Raw genomic sequence first — 18,751 nt, forward strand, 5'->3', positions numbered from 1 at the left:
TGACGCCTCTCTTCCGCCGTGCGCGTGCCGGGCTGCGATGTCAGCGCGGCGGCACCTGGCACCACGAGATGGCCGCGCCGTGCAGCGCCACGACGGGCTCGCCGTCGGTCACCTGCAGCACCCGGGTCTCGGGTCGTTCGGGAAGCGGCAGCTGGTAGGTGTCGTACGTGTTCGTCACGGCGTCGGGCGCCACCGTCACCGCGACGTAGCGGGCGCTGGGCGAGACGCACAGCTGGATCACGGCATCCGTGTCGGCGATCTCGGTGAGCGTGCGGGTCCCGCCGTCCGGCCCGACGTGGGTGACCGAGGTGCGGCCGGTCGGCATGCCGTCGGTATCGAGCACGGCGGCGGTGCGGATGGTGGAGCCGTCGGGGAGCGGGGTGACCGAGCTCGTGCCGCCGAGGTCCGTGTCGGGGGCGACCAGTGCCGCCTCAGACGCGTCGGTGAGGTCGATGACGGCGGCCTGGTCTGGCCGGTCCACGACGGCCTGGCTCGAGCCGCGGGCGATACCCTCGATCGCCATCGCCGAGCCCAGCGCCGTCGCGTCGCCGGCGTCGGGGCCCGACCCCGTCAGCAGCAGCGAGCCGTCGAACGAGAGCAGCAGGATGCTGTCGGTGTCGGGGACGAACCGCCACTCGGCGACGCGCGGGTCGGCGCCTTTGACCGCGATCTCGACGGGCGCGGCGTCGGGGTCGGCGAGCGAGGCGGTGAAGAGCCGGCTCTCGCGGCCGGAGTCGGCGTCGATGTGCGCGTCCGAGAACGTGTAGCCGATCCGCTCGCCGCGGTCGGCGCTCTGCAGGTTCGAGACGTACCCGTCCCCGCCGTCGGCCAGCGGCAGCGGCAGCTCCCGGGCGTGCTCGCCGTCGCGGTCGGTGACGATGAGCGCCGGGCGATCGTCCTCGGTGCGCACCGAGATCACCAGGTGCTGGCCGGTGGCGCGGAAGTCCTCGATGTGGGGGTGCCGGAACACCGCGACAGCCTGCTGCCCCGTCAGGTCGGTGCGGTAGATGAGGTCGTCGCCGCTGGGCGTGTCGCGCTGCAGCAGGAACGTCTCGGCCGGAGGAGTGTGGAACGTCTCGGTGATGGTGGCCGCCGGGCCCCCGCCGATCGACGCGACGTCGGCGATGGTCACGGTGTACTCCGTGTCGTCCCACAGCGGCAGCGTGAAACGCACCCCCACGCTGCGGCCGGACGTGTCGACCGCGAACGGCGTCGCCGGGCTCACCGTGACCTGTGAGGGGTCGACGTCCGCGAGCGACTGGGTCGTGGTGACGATGAGGCGGGAGCCGGATGCCGCGGCCGCGGCGGCCGGATCCACCGACACCTGCGTCACACGTGGCCCCTGCGCCACGCTCGCGGCGGCACCGGCCATGCCGATCACGCCCAGCACGGCGATGACGACGGCGAAGGCACCGACGAAGGCACGACCCCGTCGCCGCCGCGACCGTGCGCGCCGGGAGCCCGGGTCAGTACTCATACGGGTCCTCGGGCTCGGGGATCTCGTCCACGGCGGACGCGTCCACGACCAGCTTCCCGTCCGAAGACGAGCGCACGGTTCCGGTGATCGTCACCCATTGCCCCGTGTCGGGGATGTCGGCGCCGACGACCGGCAGGCTCGCCGGCTGCGCGTCGATGACGCAGTGCGTGATCACGAGACGGGTGAGGTCGAAGGCATCCCCGTCGCCCGGCGTGACGAAGCCGGTGAGCTCCACCGTGTCGCCGTCGAACGCATCCGGGTTGGTCGACGTCGCGAACACGGTCGCCCACTCGCCCACCCCGAACGAGGCCGTGTCGCCCGTGGACGCGAGCTGGATCGTGTCGGCGCCGCCGAACAGCGGCGCCGCGCCGACATCGCGTGACATCGCCAGCTCCGCGCTCAGCGACGCCGGCGGCAGCACCAGCGTCAGCACGACCACTCCGGATGCCGCCACCCCGCCCACCACCGTGGCCCCGACGGCGAGCGGGTGCCGGGCGCGGTGGTCGTGATCGTGGCCGCGCTCCGGCGCTTCGTCTCGCGAGTCGGTCGCTCGCTCAACGATCGGGTCGTGGTCACCGTGGCCATGGTCGTGGCCGTGGTCGGCCTCGGCCCCCAGGGGCAGCGCGAAGGATGCCACCGCCCCGAGCAGCACCAGCACCGCCATGGTGACGGCGAACCAGGTCGAGTCGGGGTTGATGTACAGGCCCAGCCGCCCCGTCACCGCGAGCGAGATGGTGACGACCGCGAGCATCGCGGCCAGGCCTACGCCCAGCCACCGGGTGCCGATCGCCTGCGCCCTACGCAAGGAGGTTCACCACCGTCCCGATCGCGAAGGCCGCGAGCACCACCACGACGACGATGCCGCCGAGCGTGCGCCACGTGAACGTGGTGCGCAGCAGCGCGAGCATCTTGACGTCGACGAGCGGACCGACCAGCAGGAACGCGACGATCGACCCGGGTGTGAAGGTCGACGCGAACGACAGCGCGAAGAAGGAGTCGACGTTGGAGCAGATCGACACGACCATCGCGAGCGCCATCATTGCGACGATCGACAGCGCCGGATTGGAGCCGATGGCCAGCAGCGCCTCCCGCGGCACCAGCACCTGCACCGCTCCCGCCAGCGCCGAGCCGATGACGAGGGCGGGCATGACCGCGCGCAGCTCGATCACGAACTGAGCGATCGAGCGGCGTCCCTTGTCGCGCGCGAAGCCCGGCTCCTCGGCCTGTCGCACAGCGAGCTCGCAGGTGTCGCGGAAGCGGTCGGTCAGGAGGGCGTCGGGGGACGGATGCCGGGAGTACAGCCATCCGATGAGGTTCGCGATCGCATAGCCACCGATGAGGCGGGCGATGAGGATGCCGTCACTGAAGCCGAACGCCGCGTGCGTCGTGATGATCACGATGGGGTTCACGATCGGCGCCGCGATGAGGAACGTCAGCGTCTCGGGAACCGAGAATCCGCGCATCAGCAGTCCGCGCGCGAACGGCACGTTGCCGCACTCGCACACCGGCACGATCATTCCGAGCAGCGACAGCACGGCGCGGCGGGCCCACGCGCGCCGCGGCATCCACCGCTCGATCGCGCCGGGCGGCACCCACACCTGCACGACGATCGACAGCAGCACGCCCAGCACGACGAACGGCAGCGATTCGATGAGCACGCTGACCGCGAGCGTCAGTCCGTCCTGCGCGCGCGTGGGGAGGGTCGCGGGGTAGAGGGTCGGGGCGACCCAGTCGATGAGGAAGAGCCCGGCGACGACGGCGACCCCGACGCCCAGCCAGAGCATCGCTCGCGCCGCCGCGGACGGACCGAGGCGGGCGGTGCGTGGGGCGTGGTGCGTCTGCCCGGGCCCCGCGGCCGCTGCTCGGGACCGGTGCGGTCCCTGAGCACGGCGAAGGTCGGGGTCAGTCCGCGTCACGCTCAGCATCCCGGGCAGCCGCGCACGATCCGCACAGCCCGAAGATGTCGACGACGTGCTCGGCGTCGCGGAAGCCGTGGCGCTCGGCGGTGCTCTTGGCCCATTGCTCGACGTCCGTCGCCTCGATCTCGACGGTCAGTCCGCAGGAGCGGCAGATCAGGTGGTGGTGGTGGCCCGAGCTGGCGCAGGCACGATAGAGCGCCTCGCCCTCGGGGCTCTGCAGAGAATCGGCCTCGCCCTGGGCGGCGAGCCCGGCGAGGGCCCGGTACACGGTGGCCAGCCCGATGCCGGTGTTCTCGTCGCGCAACGCGGCGTGCAGCGACTGGGCGCTCACGAAGCCACGGGCATCCGAGAGCGCCTCGCGCACGCGCTCGCGCTGCCAGGTGTTGCGCTGGACCATGCCCGGGAGTCTACCGACGGGTCCTGTGCGTGGGCCGGGCGCCCGGTGTGCGCTCACGCCCTCGCCGTGACCGCTTCGCGCGTCACGCGGTCTCGTCGGGCGCCGATGCCGCGGCACACCAGATAGATCACGAACGAGATCGTCGTGATGTAGGGACTCACCGGCAGCGTGCCCATGATGGCGAGCAGGATGCCGCCGACAGCCGAGACGAACCCGAACAGCGCCGACAGCAGCGGCACCGACAGGGGTCCGGCCGCGACGCGCATGGCCGCGGCAGCCGGCGTGACCAGCAGCGCCATGACGAGCAGCGCGCCGATGATGTGGACCGCAACGGCGACGATCAGCCCGAGCAGGAGCATGAACGCGAGCGACACGGCGGTCGTGGGCACCCCTCGGGCGGCGGCGGACTGCGGGTCGAGGGAGTCGAACCGCAGCGGACGCCAGATCAGGAGCAGTGCGAGGAGCACCAGCACGCCGATGCCGATCAGCCAGCCCAGCTGGCCGGTCTGCACCGAGACGATCTGACCGGTGAGCAGGCTGAACCGGTTGGCGCTGCGGCCGTCGTAGAGCGAAAGGAAGAGGATGCCCAGGCCCAGCCCGAACGGCATGAGCACCCCGATGATGGAGTTGCGGTCGCGCGCCTTTGCACCGAGCACGCCGATGAGCGCCGCCGCGATGAGCGAGCCCACGATCGACCCGGTGACCACGTCCCAGCCGACGAGGAGGGCCGCGGCGGCGCCGGCGAACGACAGCTCGCTGATGCCGTGCACGGCGAAGGCCATGTCTCGCTGCATCACGAAGACGCCGATGAGTCCGCCGACGAGTCCCAGCGCGGCACCTGCCCACACCGAGTTCGAGACGAGCCCGAGGATCTCGCCGTAGAACGGCAGACCGCCGAACATGGCGTCCGCGATGTCGTTCCAGCTCACGCGGGCTCCTCGCCCTCGTGATGGTGATGAGATGCCTCGGCGTCGGGGGCGCCGACCACGACGAGCCGATCCCCCGCCCGCAGCACGAAGACATGCGCCCCGTACAGCGCCGTGAGCACGTCCGAGCGGAGGACCTCCTGCGGCGTGCCGAGCGTGAACCGGCCGTTCGCGATGTACAGGATGCGGTCGACCTTGCCCAGCAGCGGGTTGATGTCGTGCGTGACCAGCAGCACCGCGGCATCCTTCTCGCGGCGATGCCGGTCGATGAGCCCGATGACGGCCTGCTGGTTGGCGAGGTCGAGGCTGGTCAGCGGCTCGTCGCACAGCAGCAGGGGCGGATCGTCGGCCAGCGCCTGGCCGGCGCGCAGGCGCTGCTGCTCTCCGCCCGAGAGCATTCCGACCGGGCGGTCGGCGAAGTCGCGGGCGCCGACCGCGTCGATCAGCGCGTCCACGCGCGCGCGGTCGCCGCGGCGCGGGATGGGCAAGCCGAAGCGGTGTCCGTCGACGCCGAGCGACACGAGGTCACGTCCGCGCAGCGACGTGTCGCGCGGGAGAGGCCGTGCCTGCGGGATGTAGCCGATCCGGCGGCTGCCGTGGCCGCGCGTGCCGGACCGCTCCCGCTCGAACCCGAGCTCGATCGTGCCGCGCGAGAGCGGCTCGAGCCCCAGGATCGCACGCAGCAGCGTCGTCTTGCCGGAGCCGCTCGGCCCGAGCACGGCGACCAGCTCGCCGGGGTGGACATCCAGGTTCAGGCCGGACCACAGCTCACGGTCGCCGCGGCGCAGGGCGGCATCCCTGATGCTGACGACCGGGGCGGTGGATGACGCAGAACCCCCGCTCACGACCCGAGTGCCGTGCTCAGCGCCTCGATGTTGGCCTGCATCCACGAGATGTAAGTCTCCCCCTCCGGAAGCGTTTCCGAAAACGCGATGACCGGGATGCCGCGGGTGTCGGCCTCGTCGACGATCTGCTGCGTCTCCGCGCCGCCCGTCTGCGAGTTGGTGATCACGACGCGCACGGCGCCGTCGATGAGGCCGAGCGCCTCGAGCAAGGTCGCGGGCGGGACGTCCTGCCCCTCCTCGACGGCCTCGCTGAACGCCGCAGGCGTCGCGTCCTCGAGCCCGGCGGCCTGGAGCAGGTACACCGGCACGGGCTCGGTGACGAAGGCCCTCTCGCCGCCGTGCGCGGCGGAGACATCTCCGAGGGACGACTCGAGGGCCTCGACCTCGCCGACGAAGGCGTCGGCGTTGGCGGTGAAGGTCTCTGCGTCGACGGGGCTCAGCTCACCCAGCTCCTGAGCGATGGCCTCGGCCACGTGCGCGATGGTGTGCGGGTCGTACCAGACGTGCTCGTTGAAGCCTTCGACGTGCTCGTGCTCGCCGTGGTCGTGGGCGTGGTCTGTCTCCCCCTCGCCGCTCTCGGCCTCGTGGCCCTCGTTCTCCGGCCAGTCGTGCGAGTACTCGACGGCGGTGACGACGGGTGCTTCACTGCCGCTGGAGTCGATGAGGGCGTCGATGAACGCGTCGTAGCCGCCGCCGTTCTCAACGATGAGGTCGGCCTTCGACACCGTCAGCTGATCACGGGCGCTCGGCTCGAAGGAGTGCGGGTCCTGCGAGGCGTTCGAGACGATCGAGGTCACCTCGACGAGGTCGCCGCCGATCTCCGACACGATCTGCCCGTACACGTTCGTCGATGCCACGACGGAGATCGTGGCGTCGTCGGCGGCGCCCCCGGCGGCGGGGCTGGCCGCGCAGCCCGCGAGGACGGTGACGGAGGTCGCAGCAAGACCGAGGAGGACTACGAGGCGTCGGGACGAGGTCATGCTCCCGACTCTAGCGCTAATGAGAATCGTTCTCAAAACGAGCGGAGATGAGGTCTGAGTAGGGTGGACGCCGATGATCCCCGCTCTCCGACGCTCACTGCTGCTCGCGCTTCCCTTCCAGCTCGCCGCGATCGCGCTCGCCGTGCTCCTGTCGATGTTCCTGCCCCACATCAAGGTCGGACTCACGGTGCTGCTGGCGGCCGCGATGTGGGCGCCCGCCCTTTCCGAGCTGGTGCTGCGGACGCGCATGCCGTGGGCCCTGCAGGTGCATTACCTCGCCTTCATGTTCGCGGGGCCGTTCTTCGGCAGCGCGCTCGGCGTCTACACCGCGATCCCGGACTGGGACACCCTGGTGCACTTCGACTCCGGCATCATGCTGGCCTGGCTCGGCATGCTGTTCGTCCGCAACGCGGAGGACCGCATCGGCACCGCGCTGCCGCTGTGGTTCGCGATCGTCGTCATCCAGGCCACCCCGATGGCCTTCGCCGCCGCGTGGGAGATCTCGGAATACGCCAGCGACGTGATCATCGGCACCGCGTCGCAGCGCGGCGGTCTGGAAGACACCATGACCGACATCGTCGCGGGCACCCTCGGCGGCATGGCGGGGATCGGCCTGCTGGCGATGATCGGCCGGCCGCGATCCCTCACGCCGCGCTCGCTCGTGCGCAGCCGTCGCGTCCGGCAGATCGGCTGACGCCGGGTCACCTGCCGGCGCGTCCGCGGCGGCGTGGGCAGGCAGCCGCGACAGCTCCCGAGAGCAAGGCGGCAGCACCCGCGACCGCCAGCCCGACGGGCGCGGGGGCACCGGACGCCGCCAGTTCCGGGGCATCCGGTTCAGACGGCGTGCCAGGCCCCGGCGAGGGCGAGGGCGAGGGAACAGGAGTGGGAGGGGTGTTGGTGACTGTCACGTCGACGGGGGCCTCGAAGACCGGCACGGTCAGGCCGGTCGCGGAGATCTGGTCGCCTGACTGGTAGGTGACCGTCCATCCGGGTGGCACCGACGTCGTGGCTTCGGCGATGGCGCAGTACGTCCCCGCGGTGACCATAATGGGTGCCGAGGTGCCGCCTGCGGCGGGCAGCGCCACGGTTCCGACCGTCCCGTCGAGGCAGGCGTACTCGACGATCCACTCCGCCGGCAGATCCGCGGGCGAGACGGCCGGCTGGACCGCCTTGGTGATCGTGAGCGATCCCTGCAGCACCGAGATGCCGGTGAAGTCGTTCGTGACGGTCACCTCGGCGCCCGCCGCGTCGCCGATCTGCACGGTGGAGTCGGGCGAGAACGACACCACGGTGCCGGGGGGAAGGCTCGCGGTCCCCTCCTCTTCGACGGTGCACGTGGTGCCGGTGGGCAGAGCGTCGATGAGGACGGACCCCGCGTTCAGCGCGACGCCACCGGATCTGCCGAATGTGATCACGACCGGCTCGAAGCCCGGCGCGTCGCACGTCACGAGCACGCTGAACGAGAGAGGCAGCGACTGGGCCGGCAGCCCCGCCGGAGGGATGACCTCCTTCTCGATCAGGAGCGACCCGGTCGGCAGCGGGTCGAGGTGATAGCAGACGAACCAGTGGCTGATCTGGGGGATGTTGCCCGCACCGACGAGCGGCGAGAAGTAGCCCTGAGGCGGCGCCAGCGACGGTGGCAGCACCGCCGGATCGGTGTAGAGGTTGAAGCCGTTGCCGCCTTTGACCACGACGGCGTCGATGACCACCCCGGCCGCCACGCCGTCGGGTGTGATGGCGACGTCGAGGTACCGGTCCTGGCGGGTCGTGCCGGCGACATAGGCATCGGCACCGGGCTCGGAGCCCGCGCCCCCGATGCGGATCGACTCGTCGAAGCCGACGTCGGAGCAGGTCACCGCGTCCCCGCTGACGAATTCGGCGCGGGGATCCGACGGCATGGCGACCGGGGCGGGCACCGCCACCGCCGCCGAGGCGGATCCCAGGGCGATCGCGACGGTCACCAGGGCGACGGCCGGCAACCGCCAGGCCCTGTCTGCCGCGGGCCGTGGTGGCGGCTGCTTCGCGAATCTCCGCATCCCGAGCGCGGACATCAGGCGGGGGTCCCCTCCGTCGGTCGCTGCCAGCGCTCTCATCCTGCGCTGTCGGCACTTGTCTAGCGCAGCGGACCGACGCGGGCAAGAGGTCCTGCGTCAACCGGCGCCGGTGTCACGGGGGCGCCGGTTGTCGAAGACGACGGCGCTCGGGGCGATCGGTCAGTCCAGCAGAAGGGCGGGCTCCTCCAGGATCGAGGCGACGTCGGCGATGAACCGCGACATCCCGTCGCCGTCGATCACGCGGTGGTCGAACGAGCCGGCGACGGTGGTCACGAATCGCGGACGCACCTCGCCGTCGACGACCCATGGCTTCTGGCGGATCGTACCGAGCGCCACGATGCCCGACTCGCCGGGGTTGATGATGGGCGTGCCGGCATCCATGCCGAAGACGCCGATGTTGGTGATGGTGATGGTGCCGCCCTGCTGGTCGGCGGGCGTCGTCTTGCCCTCGCGCGCGGTCACCGTGAGCTTCTCCAGCGCCCGCGCCAGCTCGCGCATCGACAGGTCCTGAGCGTCCTTGATGTTCGGTACGAGAAGACCACGAGGAGTGGCCGCCGCGATGCCGAGGTTGACGTAGCGGCGCACGCGGATCTCGGCGCCGCCGTCGGCATCCACCCACGCGGCGTTGACCATCGGCGTGCGCCGGGCCGCCCAGATGACGGCACGCGCCATGATGAGCAGCGGCGACACCTTGATGTCGGCGAAGTCCGGTGACGCCTTGAGGCGCTTGACGAGCTCCATCGTGCGGGTGGCGTCGACGTCGGTCCACACCGAGACGTGCGGAGCGGAGTACGCCGACTGCACCATCGCCGACGACGTCGCTTTGCGCACGCCCTTGACCGCGATGGTCTCCTCCCGGCCCGCGGCGTCGGGCGCCGGGGTCGACGGGCTCACCGTCGCCGCACCGCCGGGACGGGCGGATCCGGCCGGCGCGGCAGCGGGGACGGGGATCGTCTCCTCGCGCACGTCGCCCCACTCGGGGGTCTGGATGTTGCGGAAGACGCTCGCCTGCGACGCATGGTTGACGACGTCCTCACGGGTCACCTCGCCCGCCGGACCGCTCGGCGTCACGGTCGCGAGGTCCACGCCGAGGTCACGTGCGAGCTTGCGGATCGGAGGCTTGGCCACCACGCCGACGGATGCCGCGACGCGCTGCGCCTTCTCGGTGCGCTGCACCGGGCGACGCCGCGACTGCACGTGCCCCCCGGTGCCGTAGCCGACGAGCACCGCACCCTCGCCCTTGTCGGATGACGGATCGCTGGGACCGCCGTGCTCGGACTGTCCGACGACCGCCGGGGCCGCGACATCCGTCCCGGACGCGATCGTGATGATCGGGGCGCCGACGTCGACGGTCGCACCCTCGGCCACGAGCAGCTCGCCGACGGTGCCTGCGAACGGCGACGGCAGCTCGACCAGCGACTTGGCCGTCTCGATCTCGACCAGGACGTCGTTGACCGCCACCGTGTCGCCGGGCGCCACGCGCCACTGGACGATCTCGGCCTCGGTGAGTCCTTCGCCCACATCGGGGAGGACGAACGTCTGCGTGCTCATGTGTGCTCCTTTCGCCCGGGATGACCCGGCGAGAGCGGTCAGTAGGCCAGGGACCGGTCGACGGCCTCGAGGATGCGGTCGGCGTCGGGCAGGTACGCACCCTCGAGCTTGGCCGGGGGGAAGGGTGTGTCGAAGCCGGACACGCGCAGCACCGGCGCCTCCAAGGCATAGAACGCTTGCTCCATCACGGTCGCGGCGACCTCGGATCCCAGCGAGGTGAAGCCGGGGGCCTCCTGCGCGTAGACCATGCGCCCGGTGCGGCGCACGGAGTCGAGGATCGGGCCGTAGTCCAGCGGTGACAGCGAGCGCAGGTCGACGACCTCGATGCTCGTGCCCTCGGCCTCGGCGAGGGCCGCCGCCTGGAGCATGGTCGTGACCATCGCGCCATGGCCGACCAGGGTGACGTCGCTGCCGCGGCGCACCACGCGCGAGGCGTGCAGCGGCAGCGCCGGGGCCGAGGTGTCGACCTCCCCCTTCTGCCAGTACTTGCTCTTGGGCTCGAGGAAGATCACCGGGTCGGGCGAGGTGATCGCGTCCTGGATCATCCAGTAACCGTCGTTGGGAGTCGACGGGCTGACCACCCGCAGGCCCGGAGTGTGGGTGAAGTAGGCCTCGGGGCTCTCCTGGTGGTGCTCGACGGCGCCGATGTGCCCGCCGTAGGGGATGCGGATCACGACCGGCATCTGCACTGCACCCTCATGCCGGTTGGTGAGCTTGGCCAACTGCGTGGTGATCTGGTCGAACCCCGGGAAGACGAAGCCGTCGAACTGGATCTCGACGACCGGACGGAAGCCCGCCATGGCCAGCCCGATCGCGGTGCCGACGAGTCCGGACTCTGCCAGCGGGGTGTCGAGCACCCGGCGCTCGCCGAACTCGGCCTGCAGGCCCTCGGTCACGCGGAAGACGCCGCCGAGCTTGCCGATGTCTTCGCCCATCAGCACCACGCGGTCGCTCGCGGCCATGGCGGCCCGCAGTCCGGCGTTGATCGCCCGGCTGAACGGCATGGTCGTCACGGTCGGCGTCTCGGCGCGTGCCGCGTCGGCGTGTGGACTCGCAGACTCGCTCATCGACCGTTCCTCGCTCGACGACCGGGTATCGATGGTCACGATGCACCTCCCTCGAAGGATGCCTCGTACTCGGCGAGCCAGCGCCGCTGCTCGGCGATGAGCGGGTGGGCCTCGGAGTACACGTGCGCGAACATCGTGTCGGCCTCGAGACCGCCGAGCGCATTTGTGCGGGCGCGGGTGTCGTCGGCGAGCGCCTGTGCCTCGGCGTCCACGTCGGCGAAGAACGCCTCCGACGCGCCCCGCGCGAGCAGGAACGCCCGCATGCGGGCGATCGGGTCGCGACGTCGCCAGGACTCCTCCTCGTCGGAGGTGCGGTACTTGGTCGGGTCGTCGCTCGTGGTGTGCGCACCGAGGCGGTAGGTCATCGCCTCGATGGCGCGGGGACCTTCGCCGGCGCGCGCCTCGTCCAGCGCGGCCCGCGTCACCGCCCAGCTCGCCAGCACGTCGTTTCCGTCGACGAGCGTGCTCGGCATCCCGTATCCCTCGCCGCGCTTGTACAGCGGCGACCGAGACTGGGTGGAGACGGGCACCGAGATCGCCCACTGGTTGTTCTGCAGGAAGAACACCTCGGGGGTGCGGTAGCTGGCGGCGAAGACCATGGCCTCGTGCACGTCGCCCTGACTGGACGCACCGTCGCCGTAGTAGACGATGACGGCCTCATCGCGCGCGGGGTCGCCGGTGCCGCATCGCCCGTCGAAGACGAGCCCCATGCCGAACCCGGTGGCGTGCAGCGTCTGCGAGCCGAGCACGAGCGTGTAGATGTGGGTGTTGCCGTTCTTCGGGTCGGTGGGGTCCCAGCCGCCGTGCGAGAGGCCTCGCATGACCCGGATGATGTCGATCGGATCGACGCCGCGGATCTTGGTGACGACGTGCTCGCGGTACGAGGGGAAGATGTGGTCCTGCGGGCGGGCGGCACGGGCGGAGCCCACCTGGGCGGCCTCCTGGCCGTAGCTGGGCGGCCACAGCGCGAGCTGACCCTGCCGCTGCAGGTTCGTCGCCTGCACGTCGAAGGCGCGGATGACGGTCATGTCGCGATAGAACGTCGCGAGGTCGCCATCGCTCAGGCCGTCGACGGCCTGGCGGTAGCGCTCGGCTGCAGGCGTGGGCGCGAATGTGCCGTCCGCCGCGAGGAAGCGGACGAGCGTGGGGTCTTCACCTTCGGCTGCCGGCGCCACGGCGTCGATCGTCACCGGATCTTCAGGCGGGGTCACCGTTCTACGCTAGCCCGCACTCCCGCGTGGCCTTCCGGGAGGTTCTTCACAACGGATGCCGCGATCCCTAGGACCTTCTCCACAGATTCCTCTTCGCCCACCGAGATGCGGATGCCGTCCCCGGCGAACGGGCGGACGATCAGCCCCGCCTCCTCGAAGGCGACGGCGAAGGCCGCGGTCTCGTCGCCGGCGGGCAGCCACACGAAGTTGCCCTGCGCCTCCGGGACGTTCCAGCCGGCATCGCGCAACCCCTGGGCCAGGCGATCGCGACGGCCGGCGATGACCTGCACCCGTTCGAGCAGCTCTTCCTCGGCATCCAGGCTCGCCAGCGCCGCCTCTTCGCCGTGGGCGGTGACCGACAGCGGGATGGCGGTGGTGCGCGCGGCATCGAGGACCCGGGGGTGGCCGATCGCGTAGCCGACGCGCAGCGCCGCGAGCCCGTAGGCCTTCGAGAACGTCCGCAGCACCACGACGTTGGGCCAGCCGCTGCGCAGCACCCGCTCCCCGCCGACGGCGTCGGGATCGGTCACGAACTCGGCGTAGGCCTCATCGAGGACGACGAGCACGTCACCCGGCACCTTGGCCACGAAGTCATCGAATTCCGCCTGAGTCACGACGGGACCGGTCGGATTGTTCGGACTGCAGACGATGACGGCACGAGTGCGTTCGGTGATCGCCGCCGCCATCGCGTCGAGGTCGTGACGGGCGCCGGCAGCCAGCGGCACCTCGACCGCGGTGGCTCCTGCCACGACAGCCAGCCACGGGTAGGCCTCGAAAGATCGCCAGGCGTAGATGACCTCATCTCCAGGACCCGATGTCGCCAGCACCAGCTGGGCGAGGATCGAGACGCTGCCCGCACCGATGTGCACCCCGTCGACGTCCACCCCGAACCGTTCGGCCAGGCGCTGTCGCAGGCGATGCGCGGTGGCATCCGGATACCGGTTCAACGCGGTCGCGGCCCGTACCCGCTCGAGCACACCCGGCAGCGGGTCGAACGGGTTCTCGTTGCTCGACAGCTTGAAGGCGTCGGCGCCGGCCTGCCGGCCCTGCTTGTACGGCGGCAGGGCGGCGACCTCGGGGCGCACGCGCACGGGGATCTCGGGAGCGTCGGTCACGTCCCGAGTCTACGAGCGGCAGGTCCGATGTGCTCCCGCAGCCGGCGTCGGCCGGATGCGTCGCGGGGCTGCCGCCGGCCGAACGCGCCCGCGGCGCATTCGGCGTGCCGGGCGGCGACCATTGGCCGCCGACGGCTGCCGTGGAAGACTGGGCGGACTATGGGCTTCCTCATCCGCATCGTCGTCAACGCGTTCGCGATCTGGGTGGTCACCCTGATCCCGGCGCTGCAGGTCACGGTCATCCCGTTCCCGCCGGGCGAGACCCTTCAGCTCGTGCTCACGCTGCTCATCGTCGCGGCGATCTTCGCCCTGGTGAACACCATCATCGGCACCGTCATCAAGGTGCTCGCGTTCCCGCTCTACATCCTCACGCTCGGCCTCATCGGGCTGCTCATCAACGCGTTCCTGCTGTGGCTCACGGCGTGGCTGACGAGCTGGTGGAGCTGGGGCCTGCGGGTCGAGGACTTCTGGTGGGGCGTGCTGGCGGCCATCATCATCACGCTCATCAACTGGGTGTTCGGCATCATTCTCCGCCCCCGCAAGGACTGACCTCCTCTCTACCCCCGGGTCGCCGCGTACTCGGTGACCACCACGTCGTCAGCGGCGGCGAGACCGTCGAAGACCGCGCGCAGCTGATCGACACGGGGGTCGGCGGAGGCATCCACGAGCACCGCGGTCTCGGCGTAGGCCGTCATCCGGTGAGCCGGCACCTGGACGTCGTCCAGCCCGGGATCGGGGTCGGCGACGCGCTCGGCGACGAAGCTACCCGGGGCGCCCACGCCCTGGCCGTGGCCACCGCCGGCGAGTGCCGCCACCGGGTCGTCGGTGTGCCGCAGCGTGACGCTGAACGTGTCGGCGCCGACGTCGGCCTCGACGGGCGAACCGAGCGACACCAGCGTCTGGACGTCGTACTCGCCCTCCAAAGCCAGGTGGGCGGCGATCATCGCGCCCTGAGAATGCCCGAAGGCGTGCACGACATCGCCGGGCTGGGCGCCGGCCGCCGCCAGCGCGGCCTCGGTGGCCGCGTATGAGTCCGAGGTCTGCCCGGAGTACAGCTGGAGGTTCGACTCGTTGTCCCACGGGTCGTCGCCTCCGAGCGCGAACGACTGCATTCCCGCCACGTAGACCGCGTACTGGTGGGATCCGTCAGGCATGGCGTACCGCTCGACCCGCACGCGGGAGTCGCCGGCCCCCGGCATCCGCTGGGTGACGGCGGCGAGACCCTGCGGCGCCACCGAGGCGGCGCCTCCCGCCGGAACCGCGGGTGCCGACGGGCTCGAGGCAGCCGGCGCGGTCGGGGCGACCGGTGCGACCGGCCGCAGCGAGACCGGCCCCGCCGTGCCCGTCAGCCGCGCGTCGCGGGAGAGCCGGCCCGTGCCCGCCAGGCCCACCCCGGCGGCGGCGCCGAGGGTGACCAAGCCCGTCGCGGCGCCCGTGACCACCGCGCCGGGGCCGCTGATGGTCTCACCGACGCTGACACCCCATTGCGTCGATTGCCGCACCAGCTCTGACGGCCACAGCACGGTGCGATCGAACTCCGCGATCAGTGCCTGCTGCCAGGCGTCAGGGTGGGCCGCCGCCAGCCGCTCGGTGCGCGCCTCCAGGCGCGCGGCCCGGCCCGTGTCTCCCGCCAGCGCGGCCGCGTGCTGCTCTGCCCGCAGGTCCACGAGCTCGTACGCGTCGGCGGCTCCGCGCAGCGCACCAGCGATCGCCAGGGCCTCGGCCCGCACCTCGCGCAGTCGCGTGCCGAGGATGCTTGCCGACGCCACCGCGTCCCGCGCGTCGTGGAACATCACCAGCAGCATGTTCTGCAGAGCTCCCAGCCGCAGGGCGATGGCCTCGAGATCCGCCTCCGCCGTGACGAAGCGGTCGGCGGTCTCGCGAAGCGTCACGGTGTCCACCGCGACGGCCCCGCCGCCGCGGATCTGCAGCCCGTGGTCCACTCGGGGCCACATCTCCCCGAACAGGCCCACCCATCCCGTGTCGGGATCCACGCGCCGGGAGGCGGAGGGCTGCTGCGGGTCGAGCGGGTCCCCTGCCCCCTCACCGCTCATCGCCCGGCCCCGAGGAAGGGCAGCCCGGTCAGCGGCTCGGTCATGAGGGCGCGACCCCAGGCGAGGTCGGCGTCGGCTCGCGCCGTCTGCGCCAGGCATCCGAGTCCCGAGACGTCGCCCGCCCACCGCGTCGCGCGCTCGTGGAAGGCCGTCGCCGCTGTGGCCTGCCAGCCGGTCGCGTCGGACAGGCCGCGGGCTACGACCGCGGCATCCTCCAGGTGGCCGATGAGGCGACCGAGCTCGCCCACCACGATGGCGAGCTGATCGGCGGGGGATCCGGCGGCGAGGGGTGCGGGTGTCACGCAACGATCGTCCCGCCGGAGCGCTTCGGGGAGCGGGCAGTCGCCCCGTTCTGTGGGCAGCTGATGGCGTGCCCCCGATGTGGAGGAGGGGCGCCGTCCCGTCGGACGGCACCCCTCCGTGCCCTGCGGCTGCCGGCTGCGGCGGTCAGCGCTCCTTGTCGACGACCACCTCGGCCGAAGCGGTGGCGGTGTTGCCTGCGGCATCCGTCGCCGTCCACGTGAAGCGGTAGACCGCGCCCTTCACGGCGCGCACCCGGAACGTGTCGTCGTCCACCTGCTCCCAGTCGGCCTTCGAGGACCCGACGACGGTGACGCCGGCGAACGCGACCGTGACGTCGCCGCGGTCGTCGGCGGCGTCGATGCCGAACTCGATGGTGCGCATCTTGTTGTTCGGCGGCCACACCGTCTCGGGGTCTGCCGTCACCTCGATCGTCGGCGCGGTGGTGTCGGGGGGCGTCAGGTTCAGTCCCACGATCACAGGGTCGTGGTCGCTGGAGCGATAGGGGTCCGATGCGAAGAGCGCGTCCTGCGCCGGCTGCTTGAACGACATGTCGTAGTCGATGAGGCTCGGCTCGTCGGCGTTGATGTGCCACGCCGACGCGCCCGACACGTCGGCGGTGAGCGCCGGCTGTGCGAGGGCGTAGTCGAGGTAGCCGACCTGTCCGTCGAACACGTACGAGTACGCGTGCTCGCCGCCGAACTGCTTCTCGAGGTCGGTGAAGCCGCCCGCGACGAAGGCGTCGATCGAGTCCTCGTGGTCGTACGAGTTCAGGTCGCCGATCACGATCGCCCGGCCGTCGGGCGCCACCGTCGTGTTCAGCCAGGTGGCCAGCGCGGTCGCCGCAGCGGTGCGGACGGCGCTGCAGTTGCCCTGGCCGTCGCCGAGGTCGGGACTCTCGGGACACGCCGAGCCCTTCGACTTCAGGTGATTCACCGAGACGACGAACTCCTCGCCCGTCTCGGTCGAGGCGAACCGCTGCGTGAGCCCGGGGCGGTTGCGCTCGTCCGACCAGGCGGGGTCGACCGCGCTCGTCATGAGCAGGTGCCCGCCGACCGGGCTGACCGTCGCGGGCTTGTAGATCATCGCGGTGGTGATCGCGTCGGTGCCGATGACACCGGTCACCACCGGAACGTAGGTGCCCGCTCCCACGCGCGCGTTGAGCGCGTCGGCGAGCGCCTGCACCGCCGTGCCGTTGTTCTCGATCTCGAGGAGGCCGAACACGTCGGCGTCGATCTCGGCGAGCGCCGCGACGATCTTGGCCTGCTGACGCTGGAACTCCTCGGCGGTGTCGGCGCCGCGGTAGTAGTCGTCGTCGCCCGAGTTCGTCGGGGTCGGATCGATCGAGGTGAAGTAGTTCAGCACGTTGAAGCTCGCGATCTTCACGTCTCCGCCGACGTCCGGAACCTCGGGGCGCGGATTGGCGACGGTGAAGTCGGCGTCCTCGGTCGGCTGGATGCCCCACACGTCGAACCGGTAGTCGAGGACTCCGGTGGCATTCTGCACCAGGTCACCGCTGCGGAACGAATGCTCGAGCGTGAAGACCTCGCCATCGGGGTGGATCGCCGGGTCGGGGTTCTGCGTGCCGCGGCCGTCGTCCAGCGTGATGCTGTTGTCGAGGTTCGCTGCCGCCAGCGCGGTCGCCTCGGCGCCGGGCTCGACCACCGCGGTCGGCGTGTCCAAGCGGCCGTTGGTCAGGGTGATCGTGCCGAACCTGCCGTACTCGAACGTCTCGCCGATCGCGAGGTTCTGCGGCAGGGTCACGTACATCCCCTCGAGCGCTTCGCGCTGGGCCGTCGTGGCGGGCAGGGTCAGCGCGGTGGGCGCGGGCAGGGCCTGGCCGGTGGCGCACACCTCGACGTCGGCCGCCACGATTTCGGTGAGGCCGAACTGCTCCTTGACCGCACCGGCGACGCTCACGACGTCGCCGGAGCTCACGGCCGCCCCGCCGGGCGCGTAGACGAACACGCCGTCGGAGGTGGCGGAGTCGCCGTCGCCGGCATCCTGCACGTAGTAGCCGTCGTAGCCGCCGACCTGGAAGTCGCCGACGACCACGCCTCGCACCATGACATTCGCGCCGGCGACGGGCGATGCGCTGCCCGCGCCCTGCACCGACCCGATCGTCACGGCGTCGGCCGTGCAGTCGGCGACCGGTCCGTTGCCCGGGTCGGTCGGAGGCTCGAGCGCGCAGTCCGCGTCGTGCGAGCCGAGCCCGTCGAACGTGTTGGTGGCGAATCCGATCCAGCCGGCGGCCGGGTCGAAGGCGTCAGCGCCGTTCGCGTCGCCGACGCACGTGTCGGCGGCGCGGCGCAGCGTGTTGTCTGCCGTCGAGGTGAGCCCCGTGCCCCACTCGGTGCCCGGGTCGAGGCCGATCTGGCCGACGACGTCGACGATGACGCCGTTTCGCACCAGGGTCACGGCGTCGTCGCCGTTGAACAGGCCCGTGTTCGTCGCGGTGACCTGGTCGGCGACGGCGAGCACGGCCGCGTCGGCCGCGCCGTGCGCGAGCACGTAGACGTCGTCCGGCGCGACGGAGCCGGTGAGAGGGATGGTCAGACCCGCCGACGCGCTGCCGTTGGAGTACTGCTGCAGCGCATACCCCGCGGTGGCCAGGTCCACGGGGGCGGTCGAGGGGTTGTAGATCTCGATCGCCTTGTTGTTCGACGAGCCCTCGACGTACTCGCTGATGAGCAGGTCGCCGGATGCCGCGGCGGCCGGAGCGGCGAACGCCACGGCGCCGGCCGCGGCCAGGGTGAGGGCCGCGAGCGCGGCGGTGAGTCTGCGGGGCGGATGGAACACGAGACCTCCACGGGACAGCGCGCGAGTCGGTGGACCGCGCAGGGGAAGACGGGTGG

Annotated in this window: 17 protein-coding genes; 2 read left to right on the top strand and 15 right to left on the bottom strand. The window is 71.4% G+C overall.

Annotation, left to right across the window (positions count from 1 at the left end):
* Positions 1-40: 40 nt before the first annotated feature.
* From C9992_RS10515 to C9992_RS10545, 7 genes are all read right to left on the bottom strand, one after another.
* The gene (locus C9992_RS10515; RefSeq protein ID WP_106815551.1) at positions 41-1,477 is read right to left on the bottom strand and encodes a hypothetical protein; all 1,437 of its coding nucleotides are present in this window, start codon (positions 1,475-1,477) and stop codon (positions 41-43) included.
* Positions 1,467-2,228 carry a TIGR03943 family putative permease subunit gene (locus C9992_RS10520; RefSeq protein ID WP_407662243.1) on the bottom strand — a complete coding sequence of 254 codons (762 nt, stop codon included), beginning with the start codon at positions 2,226-2,228 and terminating at the stop codon, positions 1,467-1,469. Before C9992_RS10520 ends, C9992_RS10515 begins: the two co-directional genes overlap by 11 nt.
* Positions 2,229-2,274: 46 nt before the next feature.
* Positions 2,275-3,261, bottom strand: coding sequence for a permease (locus tag C9992_RS10525; protein ID WP_106815552.1), 987 nt, complete (start codon positions 3,259-3,261; stop codon positions 2,275-2,277).
* Between the two features lie 118 nt (positions 3,262-3,379).
* Positions 3,380-3,793, bottom strand: coding sequence for a Fur family transcriptional regulator (locus C9992_RS10530; protein ID WP_106815553.1), 414 nt, complete (start codon positions 3,791-3,793; stop codon positions 3,380-3,382).
* A 53-nt stretch (positions 3,794-3,846) separates the two neighbouring features.
* On the bottom strand, positions 3,847-4,722 hold the full coding sequence (locus C9992_RS10535; protein WP_106815554.1) for a metal ABC transporter permease: 876 nt from the start codon (positions 4,720-4,722) through the stop codon (positions 3,847-3,849).
* Positions 4,719-5,564: a metal ABC transporter ATP-binding protein gene (locus tag C9992_RS10540; RefSeq protein WP_106815555.1), complete on the bottom strand. Its 846-nt coding sequence runs from the start codon at positions 5,562-5,564 to the stop codon at positions 4,719-4,721. The genes C9992_RS10535 and C9992_RS10540 overlap by 4 nt, the downstream gene beginning before the upstream one ends.
* Positions 5,561-6,544 (bottom strand): metal ABC transporter solute-binding protein, Zn/Mn family, encoded by a 984-nt coding sequence (locus tag C9992_RS10545; protein ID WP_106815556.1) that lies wholly within the window; start codon positions 6,542-6,544, stop codon positions 5,561-5,563. Before C9992_RS10545 ends, C9992_RS10540 begins: the two co-directional genes overlap by 4 nt.
* A 73-nt stretch (positions 6,545-6,617) precedes the next feature.
* On the opposite strand from C9992_RS10545, the gene C9992_RS10550 reads away from it, so the two are divergent.
* Positions 6,618-7,238, top strand: coding sequence for a hypothetical protein (locus C9992_RS10550; RefSeq protein WP_106815557.1), 621 nt, complete (start codon positions 6,618-6,620; stop codon positions 7,236-7,238).
* 7 nt (positions 7,239-7,245) lie between these two features.
* On the opposite strand, the gene C9992_RS10555 is transcribed toward C9992_RS10550, so the two are convergent.
* The 5 genes from C9992_RS10555 to C9992_RS10575 form a co-directional block, all read right to left on the bottom strand.
* Positions 7,246-8,523 carry a DUF5979 domain-containing protein gene (locus tag C9992_RS10555; RefSeq protein ID WP_106815558.1) on the bottom strand — a complete coding sequence of 426 codons (1,278 nt, stop codon included), beginning with the start codon at positions 8,521-8,523 and terminating at the stop codon, positions 7,246-7,248.
* A gap of 234 nt (positions 8,524-8,757) precedes the next feature.
* Positions 8,758-10,149: a dihydrolipoamide acetyltransferase family protein gene (locus C9992_RS10560; protein ID WP_106815559.1), complete on the bottom strand. Its 1,392-nt coding sequence runs from the start codon at positions 10,147-10,149 to the stop codon at positions 8,758-8,760.
* A gap of 38 nt (positions 10,150-10,187) precedes the next feature.
* The gene (locus C9992_RS10565; protein ID WP_106815900.1) at positions 10,188-11,153 is read right to left on the bottom strand and encodes an alpha-ketoacid dehydrogenase subunit beta; all 966 of its coding nucleotides are present in this window, start codon (positions 11,151-11,153) and stop codon (positions 10,188-10,190) included.
* Positions 11,154-11,251: 98 nt separating this feature from the next.
* A complete protein-coding gene (locus C9992_RS10570; RefSeq protein ID WP_106815901.1) occupies positions 11,252-12,391 on the bottom strand; it encodes a thiamine pyrophosphate-dependent dehydrogenase E1 component subunit alpha in 1,140 nt (379 codons plus the stop codon).
* Between the two features lie 32 nt (positions 12,392-12,423).
* Entirely contained in the window at positions 12,424-13,542 is a 1,119-nt protein-coding gene (locus C9992_RS10575; protein ID WP_106815560.1) for a histidinol-phosphate transaminase, read from the bottom strand.
* Between the two features lie 159 nt (positions 13,543-13,701).
* Between C9992_RS10575 and C9992_RS10580 the strand changes: the two genes are divergently transcribed.
* A complete protein-coding gene (locus tag C9992_RS10580) occupies positions 13,702-14,091 on the top strand; it encodes a phage holin family protein (protein WP_106815561.1) in 390 nt (129 codons plus the stop codon).
* Between the two features lie 8 nt (positions 14,092-14,099).
* On the opposite strand, the gene C9992_RS10585 is transcribed toward C9992_RS10580, so the two are convergent.
* The 3 genes from C9992_RS10585 to C9992_RS10595 form a co-directional block, all read right to left on the bottom strand.
* Positions 14,100-15,596 carry a hypothetical protein gene (locus C9992_RS10585; RefSeq protein ID WP_106815562.1) on the bottom strand — a complete coding sequence of 499 codons (1,497 nt, stop codon included), beginning with the start codon at positions 15,594-15,596 and terminating at the stop codon, positions 14,100-14,102.
* Positions 15,593-15,898: a hypothetical protein gene (locus C9992_RS10590; protein WP_106815563.1), complete on the bottom strand. Its 306-nt coding sequence runs from the start codon at positions 15,896-15,898 to the stop codon at positions 15,593-15,595. Before C9992_RS10590 ends, C9992_RS10585 begins: the two co-directional genes overlap by 4 nt.
* A gap of 145 nt (positions 15,899-16,043) precedes the next feature.
* Positions 16,044-18,695: an ExeM/NucH family extracellular endonuclease gene (locus C9992_RS10595; RefSeq protein WP_106815564.1), complete on the bottom strand. Its 2,652-nt coding sequence runs from the start codon at positions 18,693-18,695 to the stop codon at positions 16,044-16,046.
* Positions 18,696-18,751: the final 56 nt, after the last annotated feature.

This window comes from Microbacterium timonense (genome assembly GCF_900292075.1).
Lineage (GTDB): Bacteria > Actinomycetota > Actinomycetes > Actinomycetales > Microbacteriaceae > Microbacterium > Microbacterium timonense.